This is a genomic window from Enterococcus sp. AZ048 (assembly GCF_051715125.1).
In the GTDB taxonomy this organism is placed as follows: domain Bacteria; phylum Bacillota; class Bacilli; order Lactobacillales; family Enterococcaceae; genus Enterococcus_A; species Enterococcus_A gilvus.
Window position 1 is genome coordinate 717165 of the sequence record NZ_JBIOTD010000002.1, and the last position, 21134, is coordinate 738298.

Consider the following 21134-nt stretch of genomic DNA (forward strand, 5'->3'; position numbering starts at 1 on the left):
AAAGAACAAAAATAGCCGCTCACTTCAAAGTGAACGACTATTTTTTTGTTTTTTAACGAAAGGATCTAAGAGTGGTTTCTCCTACAACCGTTCGTTTTTTACACGTTCAATAATTCTTTTATCGCCGCTACTCGATCCGTCAAAGGCTTGCCTAATACGTCTTCGAAATCATTAGACACCACGTCTAATTGGCTGGCTTCGATATCTTTTTGAATGGCGACGAACACTTCAGCGACAGATTCAGGAAATCCAGCTTCTACGAGGTTGTCGACGAACCCTTCCTCATCCGCCGCTACCACGTCAAAGGATTGTCCACTGGCTTCTTTTAGTGCTTCGGCTAATTCAGCATACGTAATCGGTGCGTGAGACAATTCCAGAATCTCAGGAAAGTCGTTTCCTACCAGCACATTCACTGCGGCCTCCGCATATTCACGCTTCAGCGCCCAGCCCGTTTTGCCATTTGCAGCCATGTAGACAAATTTCCCTGACTTCAACGCGCCTTCGATCAACGGCAATTCATTTTCTAAATACCAATTGTTTCTGACAAACGTATGTTGAATGCCTGAATTTTTAAGTGCCTTTTCTGTAAAGAGATGGTCTGGAGACAAGAAACTCGTTGAATGATCTGCGTCAGGAAAACTAGTGTAGACGATAAATGAAACCCCCGCCTGTTTTGCTGCGTTGACTACATTTTCATGCTCCTCTTGCCTATTCCCAGGTTCCCCTGAAACAAACAATACCCGATCAATTCCTTGCAAGGCGTCATTCATTGACTGTTCATTGGCGTAATCCCCGATGCGAACGTTGTAGCCTGCGTCCCGCAACGCTTTTCCTTTTTCCTCGCTGCGTACTAGAGCATAAATATTCTCTTTCGCAACTTCCTGACTTAGGTAATCCAACGCATAACCGCCAAAACCGCCTGTTGCTCCTGTTACTAAATAATTCATCGTCATCTACTCCTCAAAAGTTAAATTTTTCTAGCTGTACAAATACAATTTACACCTTCATCATAAAAGGTGTGGTACTATTAGTCAAGAAATACAGTCAAAGGAGCTGGAAAAAAATGAAATACTCGATCCAGATGAGTGATACCATCCATATTCTTGCATACATCGAGATTTTTAAAGATACAAACTTTCTTTCTAGTGAAATGATCGCAAAAAGTGTAGAGACCAACGCTGCGAACGTAAGAAAAATTATGAGCAGCTTAAAAAAAGCGGGGCTGATCCATACGCAAGTAGGAAAACCCAACCCGACACTCGCCAAAGAGCCTAGCAGCATCACCTTTCTTGAAATCTATCGGAGCATTGAAGGAAATACAAATTTGATCCAAGTAGACGAAAAAACAAATCCCAACTGTGTCGTCGGTGCCAATATCCAAACGGCACTTTCGAAAGAATACGACCTCTTACAAAAAAAAGTCGAGGAGCAAATGGACCAAATCACATTAGATACCGTCATTCATGATATTTCCGCGCTGGAGATGGCAAAACGCCCTGAGAACAAGGCGATTGTTGAGAGGTATTTGTAGGGTGAAGAAAATCGGAATTTTGACAAATATGACTTAACAACTGAATGCCTTTCCTTGGATAAATTCTATTTGTTTGACAACGACAAAAAGTAATCCGTCAATTCCTTTACTTGGAAGACGAATTACCTTTTGTTTACTAATGATTCCATGGTCCGCATCCTTGAAGACAGATGGGATGCTTTCTTTCTTGTATCGTACTTTATTTAATAGTGATATCTATGTTGTCACCCAATTTATAATACAAGGCTGTAAGGATGTTCTAAATAATAGATGATTTTGCTTAGAAACTCTGCTGCAGGCGAACCATCAATGATTTGATGATCAAAAGTTAGGCTTAACGGAAGTTTCTTCTGTTCGATTATTTTCCCTTCTTCCGATAATGCCAACTCTTTTATTAATGTACCTACACCCAATATTCCCACTTCAGGCTGATTCAATATTGGTGTAAAGTACTCTACACCACTTTTTCCTAAGTTGCTGATCGTAAATGTTGAACCATTGTAATGACTTCCATCAAGTGATCCTGCCCGAACATCATGAATACGACTATTCATGGTTTTTCCTAAATCTGTCAACGTCCTATGATCTGCATTTTCAATAACTGGAACAACCAGCCCTTCAGGTAAAGCAACCGCGATCCCTAAGTGTATCTCAGAAACTTCCTTATAGATTTCTCCATCATACCAAGCATTCATTTTTGGCGATTCTTTTAAAGCTAAAACAACAGCTCTCGCCAATAAAGTTGTGATACTTGTTTGTCCATCAACAAGGGGTATATCTGCTTTCATTTTCAACTCAGTGATAAAATCAAGCAAATGTGTAATATCCGCTTTTTGTTGAATCGTTACTTGAGCAGTTGTGTGAAGACTTGTAATCATTCGCTGCGCAATTGTTTTACGCATACCAGACAATCCCTTTGCTACTTCTGTCTGTGGTTGCGTCGTGGACATTGTTGGTGTTTCTAGAACAGGTACGTACATTTCGACATCTCTTCGAGTAATCCGTCCGTTTCCTCCAGTCCCATTGATTTGCGTATAGTCAACCCCTTTTTCTTTAGCAATTTTTCTTGCTAATGGCGTGATAAAGAAACGAGCGCCTTCTTTCTTTACAGTATCTGTCTGGAGGGATGTATCTTTTTGGCGTTCTTTTTCCGCCGACGATTGTTCATTTATTTCGTCGTTTTTTCCTTCTTTGTCTTGAGTATCCAATTTTTCTTCTGTATCAGTCACATCTTCTCCTTCAGCTCCGAGTAATCCGATTGGCGCCTGACAAGGCGCATCTTCACCAGCCTGTACAAGTATCTGAATCAGTTTGCCTGATTCTGTTGCTTCCACATCATGCGTCAGCTTTTCAGAACTGATCGTACAGACAACTTCTCCCTTAGTGATAGCATCTCCTTCATTTTTTAGCCACGTATCAACTGTTCCTTCAGTCATCGTTAAACCTAATTTAGGCATAATAATTTCTGCTGCCATTGAATAAGCACCTCCCTTATTTTTTCAAGTCATCAATAATTTCTGCTGCAGAGTTTAAAACCTTCTCGGCATTTGGTAAATATAATTTTTCTAAATTCGCTGCAAAAGGAACCGGCGTATTCGGCGCACAAATACATTTAACTGGTCCATCGAGATAATCAAAAGCTTTGTCTGCTACAACAGAAGAAATATCAGTCGCCGTATTGTTATGGGGACTCGCTTCATCAATAACAATTAAACGCCCGGTTTTTTTCACAGAAGTTAAGACTGTTTCTTGATCCCACGGTGCAACTGTAATTAGATCAATCACTTCTGTTTCGATTCCTTGTTTTTCTAATTTATCCGCCACTTCCAATGCTACATAGAGCATTTTTCCAATTGTGACGATGGTTAGGTCTTTTCCTTCTCTTTTTACTTTTGCTTTGCCAATCTCAACTTTAAAATAGTCTTCTGGAACCTCCCCTTTTAAACCATACAAGGTTTTATCTTCCGAAAAAATAACAATGTTGTCATCTTCTATAGCCGATAATAGTAACCCTTTGGCATCGTATGGATTTGAAGGGACCACAACTTTTACTCCTGGGATTGATCCCAGCATTCCATAATAAGACCCAGAGTGTTGCGCAGCCGCACTGGCACCAGCACCATGACAGGTTCTCACAGTCATTGGGATTTTCGCCTTCCCACCAAACATGTAACGCATTTTTGATCCTTGCGCTAAAATTGTATCCAAACAAAAGCCGATAAAATCATTAAACATCAGCTCTGGAACGGGGCGTAAACCAGTTGCTGCAGCTCCGACCGCAGCTCCCATATAGCCCATTTCCGAAATGGGTGTGTCGATGACTCTTTCTCGTCCAAATTTAGGCATCAGTCCTTTAGTTACACCAAACACGCCGCCCCAAGCATCTTCGTTTTTATCTTCTAAATGCTTAACTTCAGCTCCTCCTGCGATATCTTCACCAAGTAAAATAACCCGATCGTCTTTTTCCATCGCTTGTTCTAAGCCTTCATTGATAGCCTTCATAAAAGTTATTCGTCTTGTCATGATTCTTTCTCCTCCTTTTTATTTATGCGTATACGTCTTCAAACAGCGCTTCCGGTCTCGGAACTGAACTTTCCTGAGCAAAAGTGATTGCTGCTTGGATGTCTTCAGTTGAAGCTTTAGCGATTTCATTGACTTCCTTTTCAGTCAATACCTTTTGTTTTAAGGCATAGTCTTTAAAAGCAGTAATGCAATCCACGTCAGCAATCTTTTTCTCTTTCCCTGCATCATTTTTATACTTTTGTTCGTCCCCTTCAAAGTGTCCGTAATTTCTATATGTGACACACTCTAACAATGTCGGTCCTTTTCCAGAACGCGCCCGCTTGATGGCTCTCCCTGCTGCTTCATAAACTGCGATTAAATCTTTCCCATCTACCGTTTCCCCTGGTATGCCATATGCCGCAGCACGTTCTCCAATCGTTTTAGAACCAGATGAGTACCACTGTGGAGTCGCCTCCGCGAAAGAATTGTTTTCATTTACAAATACAACGGGTAGATTCCAAATTGCCGCCATATTTATTCCTTCATGGAACGTTCCTTCATTCGCTGCCCCGTCCCCAAAGAAACAAATCGCAACATCTTTCGTTTTTAAGTATTTGTTCCGTAACCCGGCTCCAACTGCGATAGGGAATCCTCCGCCAACCATGCCATTCGCCCCCAACATTCCTTTATCAATGTCAGCGATATGCATAGAACCGCCCTTACCTTTACATAACCCAGTTTCTTTTCCATAAATTTCTGCCATCATGCCATTAAGATCGCATCCTTTGGCAATACAGTGTCCATGACCTCTGTGGGTACTCGTAATGTAATCATCATCTGTCAAATGTGCGCATACACCAGTTGCGATAGCTTCTTCCCCTGCGTATAGATGAACGAATCCTGGAATTTCACCTGTTGTAAAAATGCGATGAACCTCATCTTCAAAATTTCGAATATCGTACATTGTTTTTAAAATCCATTGTGCTTTTTCTGTTGATACGTTTTCTTTTGCCATGCTTAATTCCTCCTTTTTTTATCCATGAATTGCTTTTCCAAGCAAACCGTTGGCTGTTTCTCCAATTACTTCTGACAAAGTTGGGTGTGCAAATACCATATTTGCTATCTCTTCTACCGTTCCTTCTGACACTTTAACTGCTAACAATGTGTGAATCATCTCAGTGGCATGACTTCCAACTAACACAACTCCAAGTATCTGATGATATTTTTTATCACTAATGATTTTCACAAATCCTTCTGTTTCTCCTGCGGCGATCCCCTTTCCGTTCCCCGAGAATAGAACTTTTTTTACATCGACTTCATATAATTCCCTTGCTTCTTCTTCGCTCAACCCAAAACTTGCTACTTCTGGATCGGTGTACAAACAGCGTGGAATGTTTGACATGTCTACTGGTGATGATGGGTCGCCACAAATTGCATCAATTGCTTTTAAGCCTTCAGCACTTGCTGCATGAGCCAATTGATATCCGCCAATCAAGTCACCCACAGCATACACATGAGGCACACTTGTTTGATAATACGTATCTACTTTTACAAAGCGTTTCGCCGGATCTAATTGAACACCAAGTTTCTCCGCCAAAGCCAAGTTGGGCTTTCTTCCTGCAGCAATCAACAAGCGATCATAAGTTATTTTTACATCGGATAATTCTATTTCATTCGCCTTAATTCGTTTGATTTTAGCTTGAGTAACTATGTCTATACCTAAGCTTTTTAGCTTCTTCTTAATCACGCTTCTTGCGTCATTTTCTTCGGTCAGCAATATATCTGGTGCAACTTCTATTAATGCCACTTCCACTCCTAAAGGTCTCATAGCAAAAGCCAATTCAACGGCGATCACTCCTCCACCAATAATAGCCAGCTTTTTTGGTAACTCTTTCATAGAGAAAAAAGTGTCCGTTGTTAAGTACTCACAAGTATCTAATCCATCAATTGGCGGTAAAAATGGCTGTCCGCCTGTGGCCAGTAAAATATCTTTCCCAGTAACCGTTTGGCCATCTACTTTGACAGTTGTCCCGTCTATCTCTGTTACTTCTCCTTCGAGGTACGTAACTTGGTTAGCTTGAAAGAGGTGCTTAATGCCACCTTGTAATGTATGAACTACCTGATCCTTTCTCTGAACCATTTTTTTAAAATCAACACTGCCAGTTTTTTTTACAAATCCATAATGACTTGCTTCTTCAGTAGCCAGAAGCCAATGTGCGTGTTGCAAATAACTTTTTGAAGGAATGCATCCCACATTCAAACAGGTACCTCCCACCGCTTTTTTTTCAATCACAATAACTTTTTTCCCTCTTTGTGCCGCTCGGATTGCTGCAACATATCCACCTGGACCTGCTCCGATCACAATGAGATCATAAATAGTCATAAAAGATCTCCCTCCCTTAATTTCCGTTTCATCCTAATTAACGCAAAAACTATGCCAACTTTTTTATTTTGTGAATATTTTTTCAATTGATCAGCCCTTAAGTCAATTTTCTTAAGTCGAAGAGAGCCATTTTGATTTATTTATATACACTTCCTCAACTATTAATACCTCTGTTTTCAAATGAAAGCGTTCACAATTTTGGCGATAGCACGATGACTACCCGCTTTCGCTTCTCTTTTTCTCTTTCTTAATGACTCACTTATGAGACGGTTTGTCTCAAAGTGTATCAATCTATATTCACAATAAAAAAGACAAGCTAAACGATGGAGCCCGTTTGGCTTGTCTTCTCTTATCTATTTATGAGGTACATTTACTTCCTATCCCTTTCTAAATCTGACAATAATCAAAAGGTACCGATTATTTTTCTATATTGTATTGCTTCATTTTTCGATACAACGTTGCTCGGGAAATCCCCAAATTTTTAGCTGTATTTGTGGCATGATAATTTGTTTGCTCCAAAGCTAATTGTATTTCACGTTTTTCTTCAGGCACTTCTTCTGCTAGATTAGTGACGTTCAACAGACTCCCGGAAAGGATTAATTCATTTAGTTGATCAAGTGTAGGTTCTTGGTCAAAATAAAACACATAAAGACGTTGTAAAAAGTTATTAAACTCCCGAATATTTCCAGGCCAGGAAAAGGTGCGTGCTGCTGTTTCAATTTTTTGTTGCCAAGTGATAGACCAGTTATTCTCTTGACAAAATTTTTCAATTAAAGGAACGATGTCTTCAAGACGCTCGCGTAACGGTGGCAAAAAAAGTTGTCCCACATAAATTCGATAGAACAGATCCTCACGAAATTCATGCTGAGATACTTGTTGCTGTAGTTTTTTATTACTTGCAGTAATTAAACGGAAAGAGACCTGTTTAGCAACGCCGCTGATCGGTGTTACTTGATGGTCTTCTAAAACTCTCAACAACGCTGTTTGCATTTTAGCGGGCATGCTGTCAATCTCATCTAGAAATAAACTACCACCATCTGCCTGCTCAATTTTTCCCTGGTATCCTTGAGCATTAGCCCCAGTGAATGCTCCCGGTGCGTACCCAAAAAGTTCACTTTCCAACAGATTTTCACTAACTGCCCCACAGTTAACGGAAATCAGCGGTCCATCTTGAACGTCACTATTATAATGAATCATTCGAGCAACCACTTCTTTTCCACTGCCTGACTCGCCATAAATATGAATCGGTAGGCTACTTTCAGCTAAAAGCAATGCTTTTTTTAAAAAGGCATTGTAGCGTGCACTTCTACTAAGAACCCCTTCAGAATAATAAGTCTTCGTTGCCGTAGACGAATAAATCATGTATCGATAACCAATCACACGTTGATCCATTAAGATAGGATTTTCGTTATACAGTAGCGCACTTGTTAAGTATGCACGGATATCTTTACCTACCTCAAACAGTTGCTGATGTGCAGGCGGTGCATACATGATTCGATGTTGCGTGTTACATAAGATTTCTTGCTCAGAGTAATTGGTCACGTAATGCAGTAATTCTCTTTCTCCTTCTAAATAATCACGCATTAGATAATTAGATACTTTTTGGGCAATAGCAGTAAGCAGAAGAAGATATTCCTTCGCTGATTCATTCTTATAGGTCGAAATATCTAAGATACCTACCAATTTATCTTCTCCGTCAAAAATAGGCGCCGCCGCGCAACTCCAGTCACGAGAAGCAATGGAGTAATGTTCTTCTAAAGAAATCGATTCAGTTGATTTTGATTCAAGTGCTAAACCGATGGCATTTGTTCCAACATCTATTTCTGTCCAACGGCTTCCCTCTCTGAAAAACATCAAATTAGCAAAATCTTTTGCCTCATGGTTCCCATCTCGCCAAAGAATCCGCCCTTTTTCATCCGTTAATATAAATAGTGGCTTTTTTAATTGTAGTTTTTTCTTCACTTTTCTAATTTCTCGTTCTACATGACGAATCATGTCTTGATTCTTCCGCTGTTGACCTTTTAATTCCTGCAAAGATAATATTTTTTGAGGTTTATAAACATAAGGATCAATTCCTTGTTGATAGCACGTTCCCCAAGATGTCGCTATTTTTTCCGGTAATTCATCAAGAACCGCTTTCTCCCCGTTTATAAAACGCTTCCAAATACTTGCTCGCATTCTGTCCTCTCCTTTCTAGTTTCCAAAGTAAAGAGATTTTAAATAAGTAAGAACCCACTTTATAATTTGCTATTTTGGCTATATTCTTCTTCTATTTTAACACTATCTAGATAAATCTCCCAATTTGACCACATACGTGCATTATTTTAGGAGTTATCTTATTCGAACCCCATCTCGTGGTTTGCTTCCATAAAAGAAGGCCTAGACTATGATATCAGGCAATAATTCCACTCAACTAAATAGAGCGTCGTCACTCCTCTCGTGACAACGCTCTATTTGTCTCTCTGAAATCAGAAGGGCTTCTTCCCTTCGTTTTTAATACTGGATGTCTCTGTAAATAGCATAAAAATCTTTTGTCAGATGATAGCCTTTTCGCCAGACAGTCTCTACCGTATTTGGCGGAAACCCTTTTTGAATGAGCTTTCTTCGGATGGAATTTACTAACACGGACAGGTGGGCAAGCTTTGAATTCGTTGGGTGCGTGTCCCAAATATGCCAGCACAGATCTTCTCGCGACACAAAGGTAGCGTCGGATTTGTACAAATATTTAAAAAGGCTCGTCTCAGTTTTGGTGAAATCCATCAATAGATGATCCAATGAGTCGATGATGAATTTCTGCTGCTGCTCGGTGGACGCACCGCCTTTACTGATCACTTCCCGCAGTAAATTCGAAGGGATGTCTTCACTGAGCCATGTATCAATCTCTAAATACGCCAGTTCTTCCTCTTCTTCTGGATGGACCTCGTCTAAATACTTTCTAAACACGGTTTTCTTTTTTTCCTTCAATTTAGGAACGATCCCCTCTAACTCTTTGTTCGTGATCGTTTCACTCAGAATGATGACCTGATAAAATTCAGGCCCCCACGTATAGTCGTTTCGCAGGATCATCTCAAAAATCGAGGTAGAACAGAGGACCTCAAAATTTAGTTTCTGCAATTTTCCCTGCATCGCCAACTCGTTCATAATATTTTTTGTCACGATTACCACTCTAATTTTAACGCACCCCGTCCTTTAAGCATTTATCAACTCTTTGTTATCGTAATACTATAGTGACTACTTTCACTAGTTATTGTTTATTTTTCCCAGTCCTTCTTTTTTGAAATAGAAAAACTGTACCCTGTAGTCGATGAATAGGAATACCCCATCGTTTCCCAAACACATTTGCTTCCCGTTAAACCTTTAAAAACAGCCTTCCATATGATTATTCTGACTCTCTATTTTTTGGGGTCTCCTTATTAATAGTAACAAGAATGGGACAAAGGGGATGCTCATTTGTTGTGAAAATTCCGTGGAAATTGAGCGCGTGTCAATTATTTTTGCTATTGCTATTTTTTCATGGTATGTTTTTTATATAGAGAAAATCTTTACGAGGGGGAAGGACAATGGACGTATTAGTTGATAAAGCAGATCGAAAAAAAGTGCGTCTTTTAAGAACCGTGTTCGAAGCGGAACGGCAAACGTGTCCCTTGGATTCTTTGGCTGCCTCTTTAGGCGTTAGCAACCAAACCGTGCTGAAGCTCGTGGAGGCGATAAAGGAAGACATCGTCCTTTTTGACCTCGCTGAGTTGGTCGTCTTTGATTATTCGTCGACAAACCTCCTTTTCACCTTGCAGTTTTCTGAATCGGTCAATTTGCAGATGTTTTTAAATGCCTATATTCGCAAATCCATTAAATTCCGGCTACTCGAAGCGCTGTTTCATCACTCCTTTGACACCCTGCAGCAGCTAGCAGACTTTCTTGATATTCCTTACATTCAAGTCCGAAGAAAAATCCAAGAGATCAATTCCTTTTTGGACCGAACCTCCCTGAGTATTTCCGCCAAAGGAAAGGTGTCTCTTCACGGAAATGAGATCGATATTCGTTTTTTCTACACCGTTTTATTTGTCACAGGCTACGGTGCAGAGAAGTGGCCTTTTCGCGCGTACAGCTTTTTAGACATGTCCGAAGTATTAGACGCTTGTCCAAAGGAAGTTTATGCGCTACCCTCCTTTGATAAATTTTTTTTAGTCCACTACTTCTTGGGCGTACACCTGTTTCGCGAACGTCAAGGGCGGCTCGTAAAAAAAGAAGAGGTTCGCATCTCCTTGTATACCCCCTACTCCGCCGCCAACCGTCTGTCCTTCAGCCGCTTGTCAAAGGAAATGAAACGTTTTTTACCTCGTCATTCAGACGAACATTTAAAGCGTTTCTCCCAACTGTTGTGCAGCGCACTCGTCGCGATGGGCGGGTATCATTCGATCAAAGCGGCGCCTGATTTTTTACTGCGCGACAGTCAGATCAAAGAAATGGGTGTCCCTGGTCTCGCCTCCCACCTGCTAGACAGACTCGACCATCACCTGTACAACCCGCTGTCCTCCGAGGAACGGAGCACGATCCATTACGCGCTTTTGTGCCTCCATTATCGGATTTTCTTTGTGGGAACGATCGTGACCCACCTAAAAGATATTTTTACCGATTATTTAAACGTGGACAAAGACCGGCGAAAGCGTCATAAAATAAAACAAATCAAGCGAATCATCGCCCTTGAGATGCAGACCGCGGAATTCAAGTCATTTGAGAACTATAAAGAGTATTTAGCGACCGAATATTGTTTGATTTACGATCGCCATATTCACTTGGAAAAATACACGGCCCCGATCAACATTTCCTTTTTGACGGCCCTGTCGAAGCAGACGATCCAAGAAGAAGTCCTGCATTATTTCTCGACCTATTACAATCTGCATGTGGTCAATACCCTTTCAACGGAGGTTGATTTAATCATTAGCGATATTCCGCTATCTTCTTCGGTCATCCCCTCGTTACGATTGAACAAACCCATCGTCTACTGCCATATGCAACTGATCGATTCCGATTACGACAAGATCGCTGCCGCCTTATCTGCGATCGCAAAAAAGAAATTCAAGCTTTCCACTACTCACGAAGAAGATGAAGCAAAATAAAAAACGGAAGCTGAACATCTGCATACTATTTAAAAAAATCGTCATGTGCGTCCACATCCCCGAAACGTTAACTATAAAAAGCCCTTGATTGCCCCTTTGTTGATCAATGAAAAATAAATAGCGCGTTGTCACAAGATGAGTGACAACGCGCTATTTTATGTATCCTTATGACTCGCACAAAAGGCTTTTGACAGGTGATACCCTTTCCCCCATTCGTTCTCTACCGTATTTGGCGAAAAGCCTTTTTTAAGTAATTTTTTTCGGATCGAATTTACTAAAACGGAAACTTGAGCAAGTCTTGAATCCGTTGGCTGCACACTCCAAATTTGCATGCACAGATCCTCTCGCGTCACAAAAGAGTCCTCTGATTTGTACAACAGTTTGAAAAGGGTTCTCTCGGATTTTGTAAAGTTCGTTAAAATGTAATCCAAGGTCTTTCTGACGGGTTTCTGCTCCTCTTCAGTTGGAGTCGGAGCAACGGCCGGTGTACTTTCCTTGCTGACCAACTCCCGTAAGTCATTAGCCGCCGTATCTTCACTTAACCAGTGATCAATCGCTAAAAAGGCAAATTTTTTCTGTTCACCTGATGGCAAATCGTCTAGATACTTTCTAAACACGGGCCTCTCTTTTTCCTTCAATTTTGGAACGATTTCCTCTAACTCTTTGTTTGTGATCGTCTCACTCAAAATGACGACCTGATAAAATTCCGGACTCCAACTATAGTCATCCTTCAAGATCATTTCAAAGATCGACGTAGAACAAAGGACCTCATAATTTAGTTTCTGCAACTTCTGCTGCATCGCCAACTCGTTCATGATATTTTTTGTCACGATTACCACTCTAATTTTAATGCACCCCCGCATGATAAGCTTTATGTATTTTCCGTTATTGTAACATTCTAATTTACAATTTCAATAGTTATTCTTTATTTTTTTATCCATTAGGCTTTTTTTAAATAAAAAAACAATTGTTTTAGTTTCTGGTTAGAGGTCCAACACCGCTTACCAAAGCTAAAAATCTGTAAAAACACTAATATTACAGAGATTTATAAAAACACCTCAACTCTCTTCATTCATAAAAAGCCTTATTCAAAGTAACGATAATCTGACAAATAAAATACCCAATTCTTTAAAAAATTTCGTAAAAATTGAATACATCTCATTATTTTTACTATTGCTAATTATTTAAATCGTGTTTTTTATAAAAAAACTGAACGATCCCTGCTACTCCTGAGAATAGCAACGATCATTCAGTTCTTCGTGTAAATCTCTTGTTCACTGCTTGTGAGGGCATTATTAAAAAGGGGACGTTGGCATTTGAGCTATTTAAATTCGACATGTAATTCTTTTCCCACTTTTTCGGCAATTTCATAAAGAATAGTTAGACTGGGATTCATGGAACCATTTTCGATTCGTGCGATCGTGGATTGCGGCTTCCCTACTTTTTCAGCTAATTCACGCTGAGATACACCTAATTCTTTGCGTAATTGCGTGAGGGCAATTGCCACATCCAAACGCTGCGATTCTTTTTCGTAGGCTTCCGCAAATGAGACACTGTCCGCTTTTTTCTTATTGATCAGTTCATCAATTTTACTCATAGAAGTTCTCCTTTCTCATACTTCTCTCTGACACTTTTAGCATGCTGGATTTCACTTTTGGGTGTCTTTTGCTGTTTCTTCGTAAATCCATGTGTGATCAGGTAGTCATTCCCGACCTTCTGAAAATAGATTGCTCGTTGAATATTACTGCCAACTTTTGATCGTAACTCGAACAAATCGGCCTCTATTTTTTTGACCCACTCCATTCTTTGTGCTACAAGCAATCCGTTTTCTTCTGTTTTACTGATTGTCGCTAATAATTTTGCAGAATCTTTTTCCGGTATCGAATTTAGAAAGTCTTCAAATTCGCTTGTACCATCCAATCTTTTAATGAAATCAAATTGTGGTTTCTCCATACTTATATGATAGCAGATTCGCTATCATAAATAAAGAATGAAACGTTCTTTTCTATACTTCAATGGGCAATTTATTCATGCTTATTTGTCTCAAAGCTTCGTCCCATATTTCGTGTAAGCCTGTTTATTGCATAATTTTTCTAATTCATTTTGTACTTTCTACCGTTCGCGGTTGCGTTTTTTAGTATCTTTGGTACTATTTCATGGTCTAGCTAAAATAAATCGCTGGATCAATGTTGAGGCAGTCAGAAATGGCTGCCTTTTATTCTGCTTTATCCAGCTAAATCTGGTGCCTTTTGGGGGTATCAGCCTTGATCAAAAATTATGAATCTTTTTTCAACGTTTCAATTGCTCGTTGACACGTTTTGCAAATAATTCATTTCTAGAATTTGATAAAGGCTTTTGGCACCTCAAACACGCCCACTGCTCCTTCGTGCTGGCAGAACAACTAACCCCAGTGCAGCGCTGCTGGTACCCACAAGGATCAGCACGACTTTTCTTACTGTTCTATTTCTTTCATTATCTTCCTGAGTCTTATGGATTATATCCGAAACAACCGTATCCCCTGCTTTTTCTTGAACAAAGGTTTCGTGTCTTTTTTCGTCCGTTCGTTCGTGCTTCTCAAAAACAACATTGAACATAGAAAGCCCTAAACAAATGGCGGCGATAATTAAGCACACGATTGAAATCATTTTTCTCATGAAGCACCGCCTTTTTTTACAGAAAAGAGTTGGACAAATTCCTCAGAGACCATCGCAACTTGCGGCTTGATAGTTTCAAAAGAACGATCGATGTCAATGAACTGGTTGTTCTCATCAAACATTTCTTTGGTGATCGTCAACGGAGGATTGACTGACATATTGTACATATTTAAGCCCTGAGTCACTAATTTCATGGAAATCAATCCTTGAAATCCGCCGTGCCCGCCATAGACCATAATGCTCACCGGTTTGTGGCTCCACTCAGTATAAAGATAATCCAACGCATTTTTTATTACCGCCGGATAGCCCCAATTATATTGTGGAAACAGTAAAACGAAACCGTCATACTGCTGAATCTCTTCGCTCCAGGCCTTCGTATGCTCGTTCTGATAATTTCCCATAGCTGGAATAGTTGGTTCATCTAAAAATGGAAGGTTCACTTCTGCTAAATCAATAATATCAATCTCCAAACCAGCGTGTTCCATCGCCTTCTTGACCCAGCTCGCTACATCTCCGCCAATTCTATTCGGTCGATTGCTGCCTAAAATAATTCCAATTTTATTTTTCATTTGTATCATCCTTCCTAAATATAGATAAATGTGCAACTTGCACACGTTTATTATAAACAGATTATGCTATAATTACCAGCATGGAGAATGAAATTTTTAAATCCCTTTTTCAAATAGTCACTTTTTTCAACGACCCCAAACACGATATGGACCTATTACGAAAGGCAGGAATAAAAGGAGATCAAAATTTATTACCGATCATTGTTCGTGTGGGTATCGCTAAGACTATAAATATCGGGGATCTAGCAAAGCAAGTGGGGAAAAACCACTCTTCGACAAGCAGACAAATTGATAAATTTGAAAAACAAGGGCTCTTAACGACCACTTATAATAGTGCCGATCGACGAATCCGTGAAATATCACTTACGGACAAAGGGCGTGCCCTATTCCAGCAGATAAATGACGCACGGTATGAGCTATTTAAAAAAATACTAGACGAAACTGATCCTTCTGACGCTTCAAAAATAGACGAAGGACTTTCGCTGCTTGCGGAGATTTTACAAAAAATAGAGGTGGATTGACCCAATCAACAAGAAGAACAACCTTTTCCCGACCCTGGGTTTCTTCGGCTTATGGTCTAATTGGTCCTTTCTAAAAAGAACCCGTCCCTCGTAAAAGGACTGGTTCTTTTTGTTGCTTCCAAAAGACGTTAGTTGAGACTAGGAGATCCTTGTTTCTTAATACCGGGACTTTTTCAAAAAATGGAGCGATCGTTTTCGATGTAACTGACGCCCTACCTGAAGATATGCTCCGTATTTGCATTTCCCGATAAAGCAGCTTTCTATTTTTCGTGATCGTATTGATAGGAATATCCGCGGTTGCTTGACTATCTTGATACGTTTTTTACATTTCCTTAACGGTTCATTAACATTCATTTAGTATTATAAAAATAGAAAGAAGGTGAAACTATGGACAGTATCAAAACAAACAATCGTCGCCTCTGTGTAGTGTTAAATACTAAACTGAATAGATTCCTTGCTTACGATAAAAATACCCCTCAAAAGTTTGCGATTGGCGTCACCATCGAACAAGCGATTAAAAAACTGAACATTGCTTCTTAGTATAACTACTGATTTCAGTAGCTTTTTTTTTGCTTTTTTTCTATTATCCCTCCCTTTAATAGCTATCACGATCCTAACTATGCTGCTAAAATGCTTTTGGTTCTAAGAAGTCTTCTTTAGCTCTCGTTGATAGTCCCAAGCACTAATCCCATCTTTCCGCAAAAAAAACAGTAGTTTAATAGTCGCTCGGACGTCCTCAATATGACGTGTGGGTCTTTTTTCTACGTGCTTTTTAACTGCCCTAGACGGTGTAGAACTAGAAGGCCGAGGATAACGGTTATAAGTGTTTGTCGACATCATTTCCTCCTATTTTCGGAATTCCTATTGATTTACAGATCCAGCAGTCTTATTCTAAAAGTGAAAAGTTTTCGGAGGTGTTTTAAATGACTAAAAATAAAATAGTTGGTATAGCACTTGTCCTATTTACGTTTATCCTCACCATTCTCTACACGTTAAAAAACACCTTGTTTTTAAATGAAACGTTTAATTACATTGGCATAATCATGGCATTAGTTCTTATTATGAATGCCTTACTTGTTTTGATCCTCGTCCCAAAAGAGCAAAAAAAAATCCTTGCATCCAGACCCATAGGTTATGGCTTAACACTAAATCCGAGAAATCCAATAGGGTTGGTTATTTATATCCTATTGATCCTTCTAGTTTTGTTCATCGCCTATTGAAGAAGGAGCACCTGTTTTCCCAAATTATTTTGTCTTCGTTAATTAATTGAAGGATTTTCTCTTTAAGTTAAGATAAAACCTGTCGATAAGTGTAGTATCCTTTAAATGATTCCTAAAAATAGCGTTGCACTTATTTAAAGGACTCTAGGATTTTTGCGGCACCCTTTTTCTCTCAACTATCGGGAGCTTTTCAGATCATGGGAAAAAGTAGTGACTTGTATTTGGTAGAACAAATCCTAGATTTAAGCATATCGGAGGAAACGATGATGACATCTATAAAAAATGGTTTAGCCCCGGTGAGTCTTACAATTATCTACGGGGTATTTTTTTACTATAGTCATTCTTTTTTGTGGCGTAACGGCTGGCTCATTCGATCGAATGACGTTTCCTCACAGAATGTTGGATTTAAACTTCTGACAGATTTTATTATTAGTCTCTTATTTGTCGTTGTTATTCTTGCTTTTATGTTTTTTACTAAACGACCCTTCAGTGACGTAGGGCTTACGACAAACTCTCGTTGGTTAAGTCTCTCATTACTTTTTGGTTATATCGCTATGTTCTTATTTCACGGAGATTTCACCGTAAAAGGGATTTATTTAGCGTTCTTTTATTTAGTGGTGGTCGCCTTCTCTGAAGAATTTATTTCCAGAGGCTTCTTATTTACAAAGATAGACAAAGACTATAATTTTGAAACAGCGATCATCATTAGCGGCTTGTTCTTCGGTGCCATGCACGGCATACTGCCGACGATTGTTGCGAACGGATCACTTGCTGATTTATTTATAAACATTTCAGGCAAATTATTAGGGCAAGGCATCATTGGCGGTGGACTATTTGCCCTCGCTTATAAAAAGAGTGGGACGTTGTTTGTTCCAGTTCTGATCCATGCTCTTTTAGATTATTCCGACATCGTATTTGGATAATTTTTAAACATAGCTTCCATAGATGATTGGCACTCATCACTTCCATTAATTACCTCATGTGCTTATGAGGTAATTTTATTGTTCAAAAAATATGGATAACTAAGCACCGCACCTTCTCGGATGCTGTTTTCTCCAGTAACGGATTTTTTTGTTCGCATGTTCCCTTCTTTTTTTATGATACAATTTTCTAAAATCAGTGTGGAGGTTCTATTATGAAAATTGGCATCGTTTCCGCAATGGAATTGGAAATCCAGCCTTTGATAGACAGGCTAGCTCCCGTACAAAAATTCGAATATATGGGCAGAAAATTTTATGTTTCAAATCAAGGCATCCATCAATTTATTTTGCTGTGCTCCGGTCAAGGCAAAACAAATAGCTCCATTTATACCCAAGTGCTACTTGAAAAATTTTCTCCAGAGTTGGTTCTTAATATCGGTATTTGTGGAGGAATATCTTCTGATTCTTCTTTATCAGATATTTACCTCGGAAAGAACTATTGTCACTACGACGTTCGAAAAAAACAATCGCAACTTAAATTTCCTTATCAACTTTTTTATGAAGCCGATAAATACATCCTTCATTCGTTCTCAAAACATGATCCCTCATTAAAAATAGGTACTTTTGGTACTGGTGAAGGTTTCGTCACCACTTCTGAACAAAGAACATCTTTAATAAATGACTTTCACATTGATTGTGTTGACATGGAATCAGCTTCAATAGCTCAGTGTTGCTTTTTGAATAAAATAAGCTTTTTATCCATACGTATTGTTTCTGACAAGGCCAATTCACAAGCGATTACCATTGGAGAAATGAAGCAAAAAAAGTTAATGTCAAAAATCTTTACCCTAATCTGCTTCATTTACAAAATAGAATAAGCTTTTCTATTTAACTATTCATTCATGCATTTCTACGTGATACTCCAACCGCCGCGCTTTTCTGACGCTGTCGCTTCGAAAATATCAGGTTTACATGGATAATACTCGCCTTGAACGCCTTTGATGATATAATCGCCATCGTTAATCTTCATACTTCCTTCTAACGTTTCGATTAAAGGATGAAAACCATCAATTACACTCAGTAATACCATCGGGAATGATTCACTCAATTTAGCTTGAGATATTTCTTTCTCCCATATCGTCTAATCAAATTTTTTTGCTTCAATCACTACTGGTTTTTTCTATATTTCATTACTTTTCTCCTTCCCAAATATCATTAATAGTCTATAATAGAGCTATTTTTTTGTAAAACAAACTTTTTTTAAAATCATTAATATGATAAAATTTTGTAGGGGTGGTATTTTGAAAGTAAATAATCAGGTTATATCAAGGTGTCTTTTTGCGTTTTCGTTTGTTCTATTTATTCTGTTAGCTTTTAGAATATCTCTAGACTTACTAGTGTTTCATCGGATGATCACTATCGATATGATCATTGATAGAACATTCGGCTATCTTCTCCCTTGCTTATTATTTGGGGGTTTCGGTATTTATTTCAAAAAACGATAACTGTTAAGAAAGAGCTATCATTTTTGATGGCTTTTTTATTTATATAATAACTCCAACAATTAGAGTTATGTTGCTTCCTCCACTTACAGAATTATTTAAAAATCCACATTGCTCTTTTTCTTCATATACATTAAAATTTATTTTATATTTTGAACAAGAAAGAGGTGAGCTACATGCAGTTTGATCATATTGTTCTTTATTCCCTTAAAGAGTTTAACAGCAATAAAGAAAAAGAAGGGTACTTTCCAAAAGACGGGCACGTGATTAATGTTTTTCTTAGTTCTAACACAGGTACAAATCGTGTTGCTGTAGGTTTTAAAAAATAGGTTTTGGGAACTGAATAATAAGTGAGCAGGCAATTTTTGACTGTTTACTTATTATTCAAAACTCTGCTATACCCCCACTATAAGAGCATTCCTCACTCCTCCATTACGATAGAGAGCTCCTCTCAAAACAGCCGCTAGTTCAATAAATACTTCTCATATATAGACAAAAACTCCTTATAAGGTAGATTAGAAATTTTTTCCTTGTCTACTTTATAAGGAGCCTATCACTTTGTTCTCTCAATTCTAGCTTCATTCTGATGACCCACAGACTATCAGATTGGAAAATTAAAGTTCATCTGGACGTGTTGTGCGATATTGATAAATTCTCTTTTGGATACTTCACCAAGTATCTCAACATTCCTACCTCCACGTTCGGTAAAATCCATCGTGTAAACTTGTTTAGCATTCACCTTGCTACCCTTTTTCAAAACATCGCTGTCGATTTCAACAAAGTAAGGCCGCTTTTTCTCTGTGCTTGTAATTGGACAGACAATGATTAGATTTGAGACTAGTCATCTAGTTGCTCGCTTTTTACAAAAAAGGCGTTTACCCCTTCGTCTTCACTATCAACAAATTCATTTGCTTTCGCTTGGGCAAAATAGTCTTCTACTTTAGGGATCAATATGATCGTTCCATCCGTTTCTTGAGAAATGTAGTAGGTTTTCCCCGCTGGCACATCAAATTTACTGGCTAATGTTATCATTACAGCATTTCCTTGTTTGCGTGTTTTTACTGTATCCATAAAGAATCACCGCCTTGCACTAGTTTCATCTAATTATACTATCTATTTACAGTGAGTATCGACGTTTCGTAGAAGTGTTTCTCTATAATCTGCAATTCGTGTATCTTTCTAACGCAATATCGCTCATTCATTCAAATAAATTTAAGTTATCGCTCGGTATCAAAACCCTTTTGTTTCCAATAAATTTTCACAGCGGGCGTTGAAGCTATGCAGTCCTTCCAATTGCGAAACTTTCCCATTTTCTAATTTTTTGCATTGCTTTCAAAATGTGAATAAGTTAGTCTAAAATTAGAATCTATTTCGTCAAGAAGGAAAAAATGATTGATCATGGATCTGGAAGCGTTCTTCTTTTTTTAACTTTTTTCTTTTTACTATTTTTCGTCCCATTTTTAATTAGGAGGTTATCTTATGGCAAACGAAGATAAAAAAGATTTTAATGCAATGCTTCATAAAAAAAGCGATATGCCAAAAATTCAAATTCTTACCGATCCTGATGCTATTCGTAAATTTGGTGGCGAGAAAATGTTCTTTGCCCCAGCTCTTACTTACAACGACATCATGAAAAATGTCCCTAAAGGAAAACTAATAACTGTGGCAACTATTCGAGAATACTTAGCCAAAGAAAATGACGCTGATTTCACGGAAGCTATGACTGCTGGGATTTTTATATCCATTTGTGCTTGGGCAAGTTATCAACGAACTGAGGATAAAATACCATACTGGCGTACTTTAAAAACAAAAGGTGAGTTAAATCCGAAGTACCCTGGAGGCATTGCACTACAAAAAGAAAAATTAATCGCTGAAGGACACATCATTATAGAGAGAGGCCGTAAAAATATTCGATATTACGTTGAAAACTACGACCAGGCATTGTTTAATTTAAATTTACTAAAATAGCCTTTGTATTCTTTATCAATAGAAACGAAAAGTCTTTTACGTTATGTTTAAAAAAAATGTGGTGCTCATAGAGAAGGCGTGATCAGCGCAAAATTGCTCAACCTTCTTGCTATTGAAACCTATGATTCAAATAATTAATCTCTAAACTCCTAACAAAAGATAGGAGTTTTTTACTCGATAGCTCCAAACTTGGGCTGTTTTCTCCGTTAATGGATACTCTCATCTTCTATGGAAAAACTATATTTCC

General features: G+C 38.6%; 23 protein-coding genes. 9 read left to right on the forward strand and 14 right to left on the reverse strand.

Features of this window, described 5'->3' with window-relative positions; genetic code table 11:
* Positions 1 to 98 precede the first annotated feature (98 nt).
* Positions 99 to 947 carry an SDR family oxidoreductase gene (locus IGI66_RS17200; protein WP_438849722.1) on the reverse strand — a complete coding sequence of 283 codons (849 nt, stop codon included), beginning with the start codon at positions 945 to 947 and terminating at the stop codon, positions 99 to 101.
* A 116-nt stretch (positions 948 to 1063) separates the two neighbouring features.
* On the opposite strand from IGI66_RS17200, the gene IGI66_RS17205 reads away from it, so the two are divergent.
* Positions 1064 to 1531, forward strand: a complete 468-nt coding sequence (locus IGI66_RS17205) for an Rrf2 family transcriptional regulator (protein WP_114525924.1) — start codon at positions 1064 to 1066, stop codon at positions 1529 to 1531.
* Between the two features lie 233 nt (positions 1532 to 1764).
* Here the strand turns inward: IGI66_RS17205 and IGI66_RS17210 are convergent, their stop codons facing one another.
* The 6 genes from IGI66_RS17210 to IGI66_RS17235 all read right to left on the reverse strand — a co-directional run bounded on the left by IGI66_RS17210 (position 1765) and on the right by IGI66_RS17235 (position 9572).
* Positions 1765 to 3006, reverse strand: a complete 1242-nt coding sequence (locus tag IGI66_RS17210; RefSeq protein ID WP_438849723.1) for a dihydrolipoamide acetyltransferase family protein — start codon at positions 3004 to 3006, stop codon at positions 1765 to 1767.
* A gap of 16 nt (positions 3007 to 3022) precedes the next feature.
* On the reverse strand, positions 3023 to 4054 hold the full coding sequence (locus IGI66_RS17215) for an alpha-ketoacid dehydrogenase subunit beta (protein WP_316406805.1): 1032 nt from the start codon (positions 4052 to 4054) through the stop codon (positions 3023 to 3025).
* A gap of 22 nt (positions 4055 to 4076) precedes the next feature.
* The gene (locus tag IGI66_RS17220) at positions 4077 to 5048 is read right to left on the reverse strand and encodes a thiamine pyrophosphate-dependent dehydrogenase E1 component subunit alpha (protein ID WP_438849724.1); all 972 of its coding nucleotides are present in this window, start codon (positions 5046 to 5048) and stop codon (positions 4077 to 4079) included.
* 18 nt (positions 5049 to 5066) lie between these two features.
* On the reverse strand, positions 5067 to 6416 hold the full coding sequence (gene lpdA, locus IGI66_RS17225) for a dihydrolipoyl dehydrogenase (RefSeq protein WP_438849725.1): 1350 nt from the start codon (positions 6414 to 6416) through the stop codon (positions 5067 to 5069).
* A 417-nt stretch (positions 6417 to 6833) separates the two neighbouring features.
* Positions 6834 to 8594, reverse strand: a complete 1761-nt coding sequence (locus IGI66_RS17230) for a sigma-54-dependent Fis family transcriptional regulator (RefSeq protein ID WP_438849726.1) — start codon at positions 8592 to 8594, stop codon at positions 6834 to 6836.
* A gap of 315 nt (positions 8595 to 8909) precedes the next feature.
* On the reverse strand, positions 8910 to 9572 hold the full coding sequence (locus tag IGI66_RS17235; RefSeq protein WP_438849728.1) for a helix-turn-helix domain-containing protein: 663 nt from the start codon (positions 9570 to 9572) through the stop codon (positions 8910 to 8912).
* A 404-nt stretch (positions 9573 to 9976) separates the two neighbouring features.
* Between IGI66_RS17235 and IGI66_RS17240 the strand changes: the two genes are divergently transcribed.
* Positions 9977 to 11533 (forward strand): helix-turn-helix domain-containing protein, encoded by a 1557-nt coding sequence (locus tag IGI66_RS17240; RefSeq protein ID WP_438849729.1) that lies wholly within the window; start codon positions 9977 to 9979, stop codon positions 11531 to 11533.
* A gap of 155 nt (positions 11534 to 11688) precedes the next feature.
* Here IGI66_RS17240 and IGI66_RS17245 read toward each other — a convergent pair whose 3' ends face one another.
* The 5 genes from IGI66_RS17245 to IGI66_RS17265 all read right to left on the reverse strand — a co-directional run bounded on the left by IGI66_RS17245 (position 11689) and on the right by IGI66_RS17265 (position 14756).
* A complete protein-coding gene (locus IGI66_RS17245; protein ID WP_438849730.1) occupies positions 11689 to 12363 on the reverse strand; it encodes a helix-turn-helix domain-containing protein in 675 nt (224 codons plus the stop codon).
* Between the two features lie 491 nt (positions 12364 to 12854).
* A complete protein-coding gene (locus tag IGI66_RS17250) occupies positions 12855 to 13130 on the reverse strand; it encodes a helix-turn-helix transcriptional regulator (protein ID WP_438849731.1) in 276 nt (91 codons plus the stop codon).
* Complete coding sequence (locus tag IGI66_RS17255; protein ID WP_438849732.1) at positions 13127 to 13486, reverse strand: type II toxin-antitoxin system RelE/ParE family toxin; 360 nt, start codon at positions 13484 to 13486, stop codon at positions 13127 to 13129. The genes IGI66_RS17250 and IGI66_RS17255 overlap by 4 nt, the downstream gene beginning before the upstream one ends.
* Positions 13487 to 13896: 410 nt before the next feature.
* On the reverse strand, positions 13897 to 14187 hold the full coding sequence (locus IGI66_RS17260) for a hypothetical protein (RefSeq protein WP_367378994.1): 291 nt from the start codon (positions 14185 to 14187) through the stop codon (positions 13897 to 13899).
* On the reverse strand, positions 14184 to 14756 hold the full coding sequence (locus IGI66_RS17265; protein WP_367378995.1) for an NADPH-dependent FMN reductase: 573 nt from the start codon (positions 14754 to 14756) through the stop codon (positions 14184 to 14186). The genes IGI66_RS17260 and IGI66_RS17265 overlap by 4 nt, the downstream gene beginning before the upstream one ends.
* 146 nt (positions 14757 to 14902) lie before the next feature.
* Between IGI66_RS17265 and IGI66_RS17270 the strand changes: the two genes are divergently transcribed.
* The 6 genes from IGI66_RS17270 to IGI66_RS17295 all read left to right on the forward strand — a co-directional run bounded on the left by IGI66_RS17270 (position 14903) and on the right by IGI66_RS17295 (position 19248).
* On the forward strand, positions 14903 to 15277 hold the full coding sequence (locus IGI66_RS17270; protein WP_254908352.1) for a MarR family winged helix-turn-helix transcriptional regulator: 375 nt from the start codon (positions 14903 to 14905) through the stop codon (positions 15275 to 15277).
* A 387-nt stretch (positions 15278 to 15664) separates the two neighbouring features.
* Positions 15665 to 15817: a hypothetical protein gene (locus tag IGI66_RS17275; protein ID WP_367378996.1), complete on the forward strand. Its 153-nt coding sequence runs from the start codon at positions 15665 to 15667 to the stop codon at positions 15815 to 15817.
* 383 nt (positions 15818 to 16200) lie between these two features.
* Entirely contained in the window at positions 16201 to 16497 is a 297-nt protein-coding gene (locus IGI66_RS17280; protein ID WP_438849734.1) for a hypothetical protein, read from the forward strand.
* A 197-nt stretch (positions 16498 to 16694) separates the two neighbouring features.
* On the forward strand, positions 16695 to 17420 hold the full coding sequence (locus IGI66_RS17285; protein WP_438849735.1) for a lysostaphin resistance A-like protein: 726 nt from the start codon (positions 16695 to 16697) through the stop codon (positions 17418 to 17420).
* A gap of 212 nt (positions 17421 to 17632) precedes the next feature.
* On the forward strand, positions 17633 to 18295 hold the full coding sequence (locus tag IGI66_RS17290) for a 5'-methylthioadenosine/S-adenosylhomocysteine nucleosidase (RefSeq protein WP_438849736.1): 663 nt from the start codon (positions 17633 to 17635) through the stop codon (positions 18293 to 18295).
* Between the two features lie 800 nt (positions 18296 to 19095).
* Positions 19096 to 19248, forward strand: a complete 153-nt coding sequence (locus tag IGI66_RS17295; RefSeq protein WP_010778737.1) for a hypothetical protein — start codon at positions 19096 to 19098, stop codon at positions 19246 to 19248.
* 272 nt (positions 19249 to 19520) lie between these two features.
* On the opposite strand, the gene IGI66_RS17300 is transcribed toward IGI66_RS17295, so the two are convergent.
* A complete protein-coding gene (locus IGI66_RS17300; RefSeq protein WP_438849894.1) occupies positions 19521 to 19745 on the reverse strand; it encodes a type II toxin-antitoxin system PemK/MazF family toxin in 225 nt (74 codons plus the stop codon).
* An 11-nt stretch (positions 19746 to 19756) separates the two neighbouring features.
* Positions 19757 to 19990: a type II toxin-antitoxin system PemI/MazE family antitoxin gene (mazE, locus tag IGI66_RS17305; RefSeq protein WP_438849738.1), complete on the reverse strand. Its 234-nt coding sequence runs from the start codon at positions 19988 to 19990 to the stop codon at positions 19757 to 19759.
* Positions 19991 to 20398: 408 nt separating this feature from the next.
* Between mazE and IGI66_RS17310 the strand changes: the two genes are divergently transcribed.
* On the forward strand, positions 20399 to 20887 hold the full coding sequence (locus IGI66_RS17310; protein ID WP_288227657.1) for an MGMT family protein: 489 nt from the start codon (positions 20399 to 20401) through the stop codon (positions 20885 to 20887).
* Positions 20888 to 21134 lie beyond the last annotated feature (247 nt).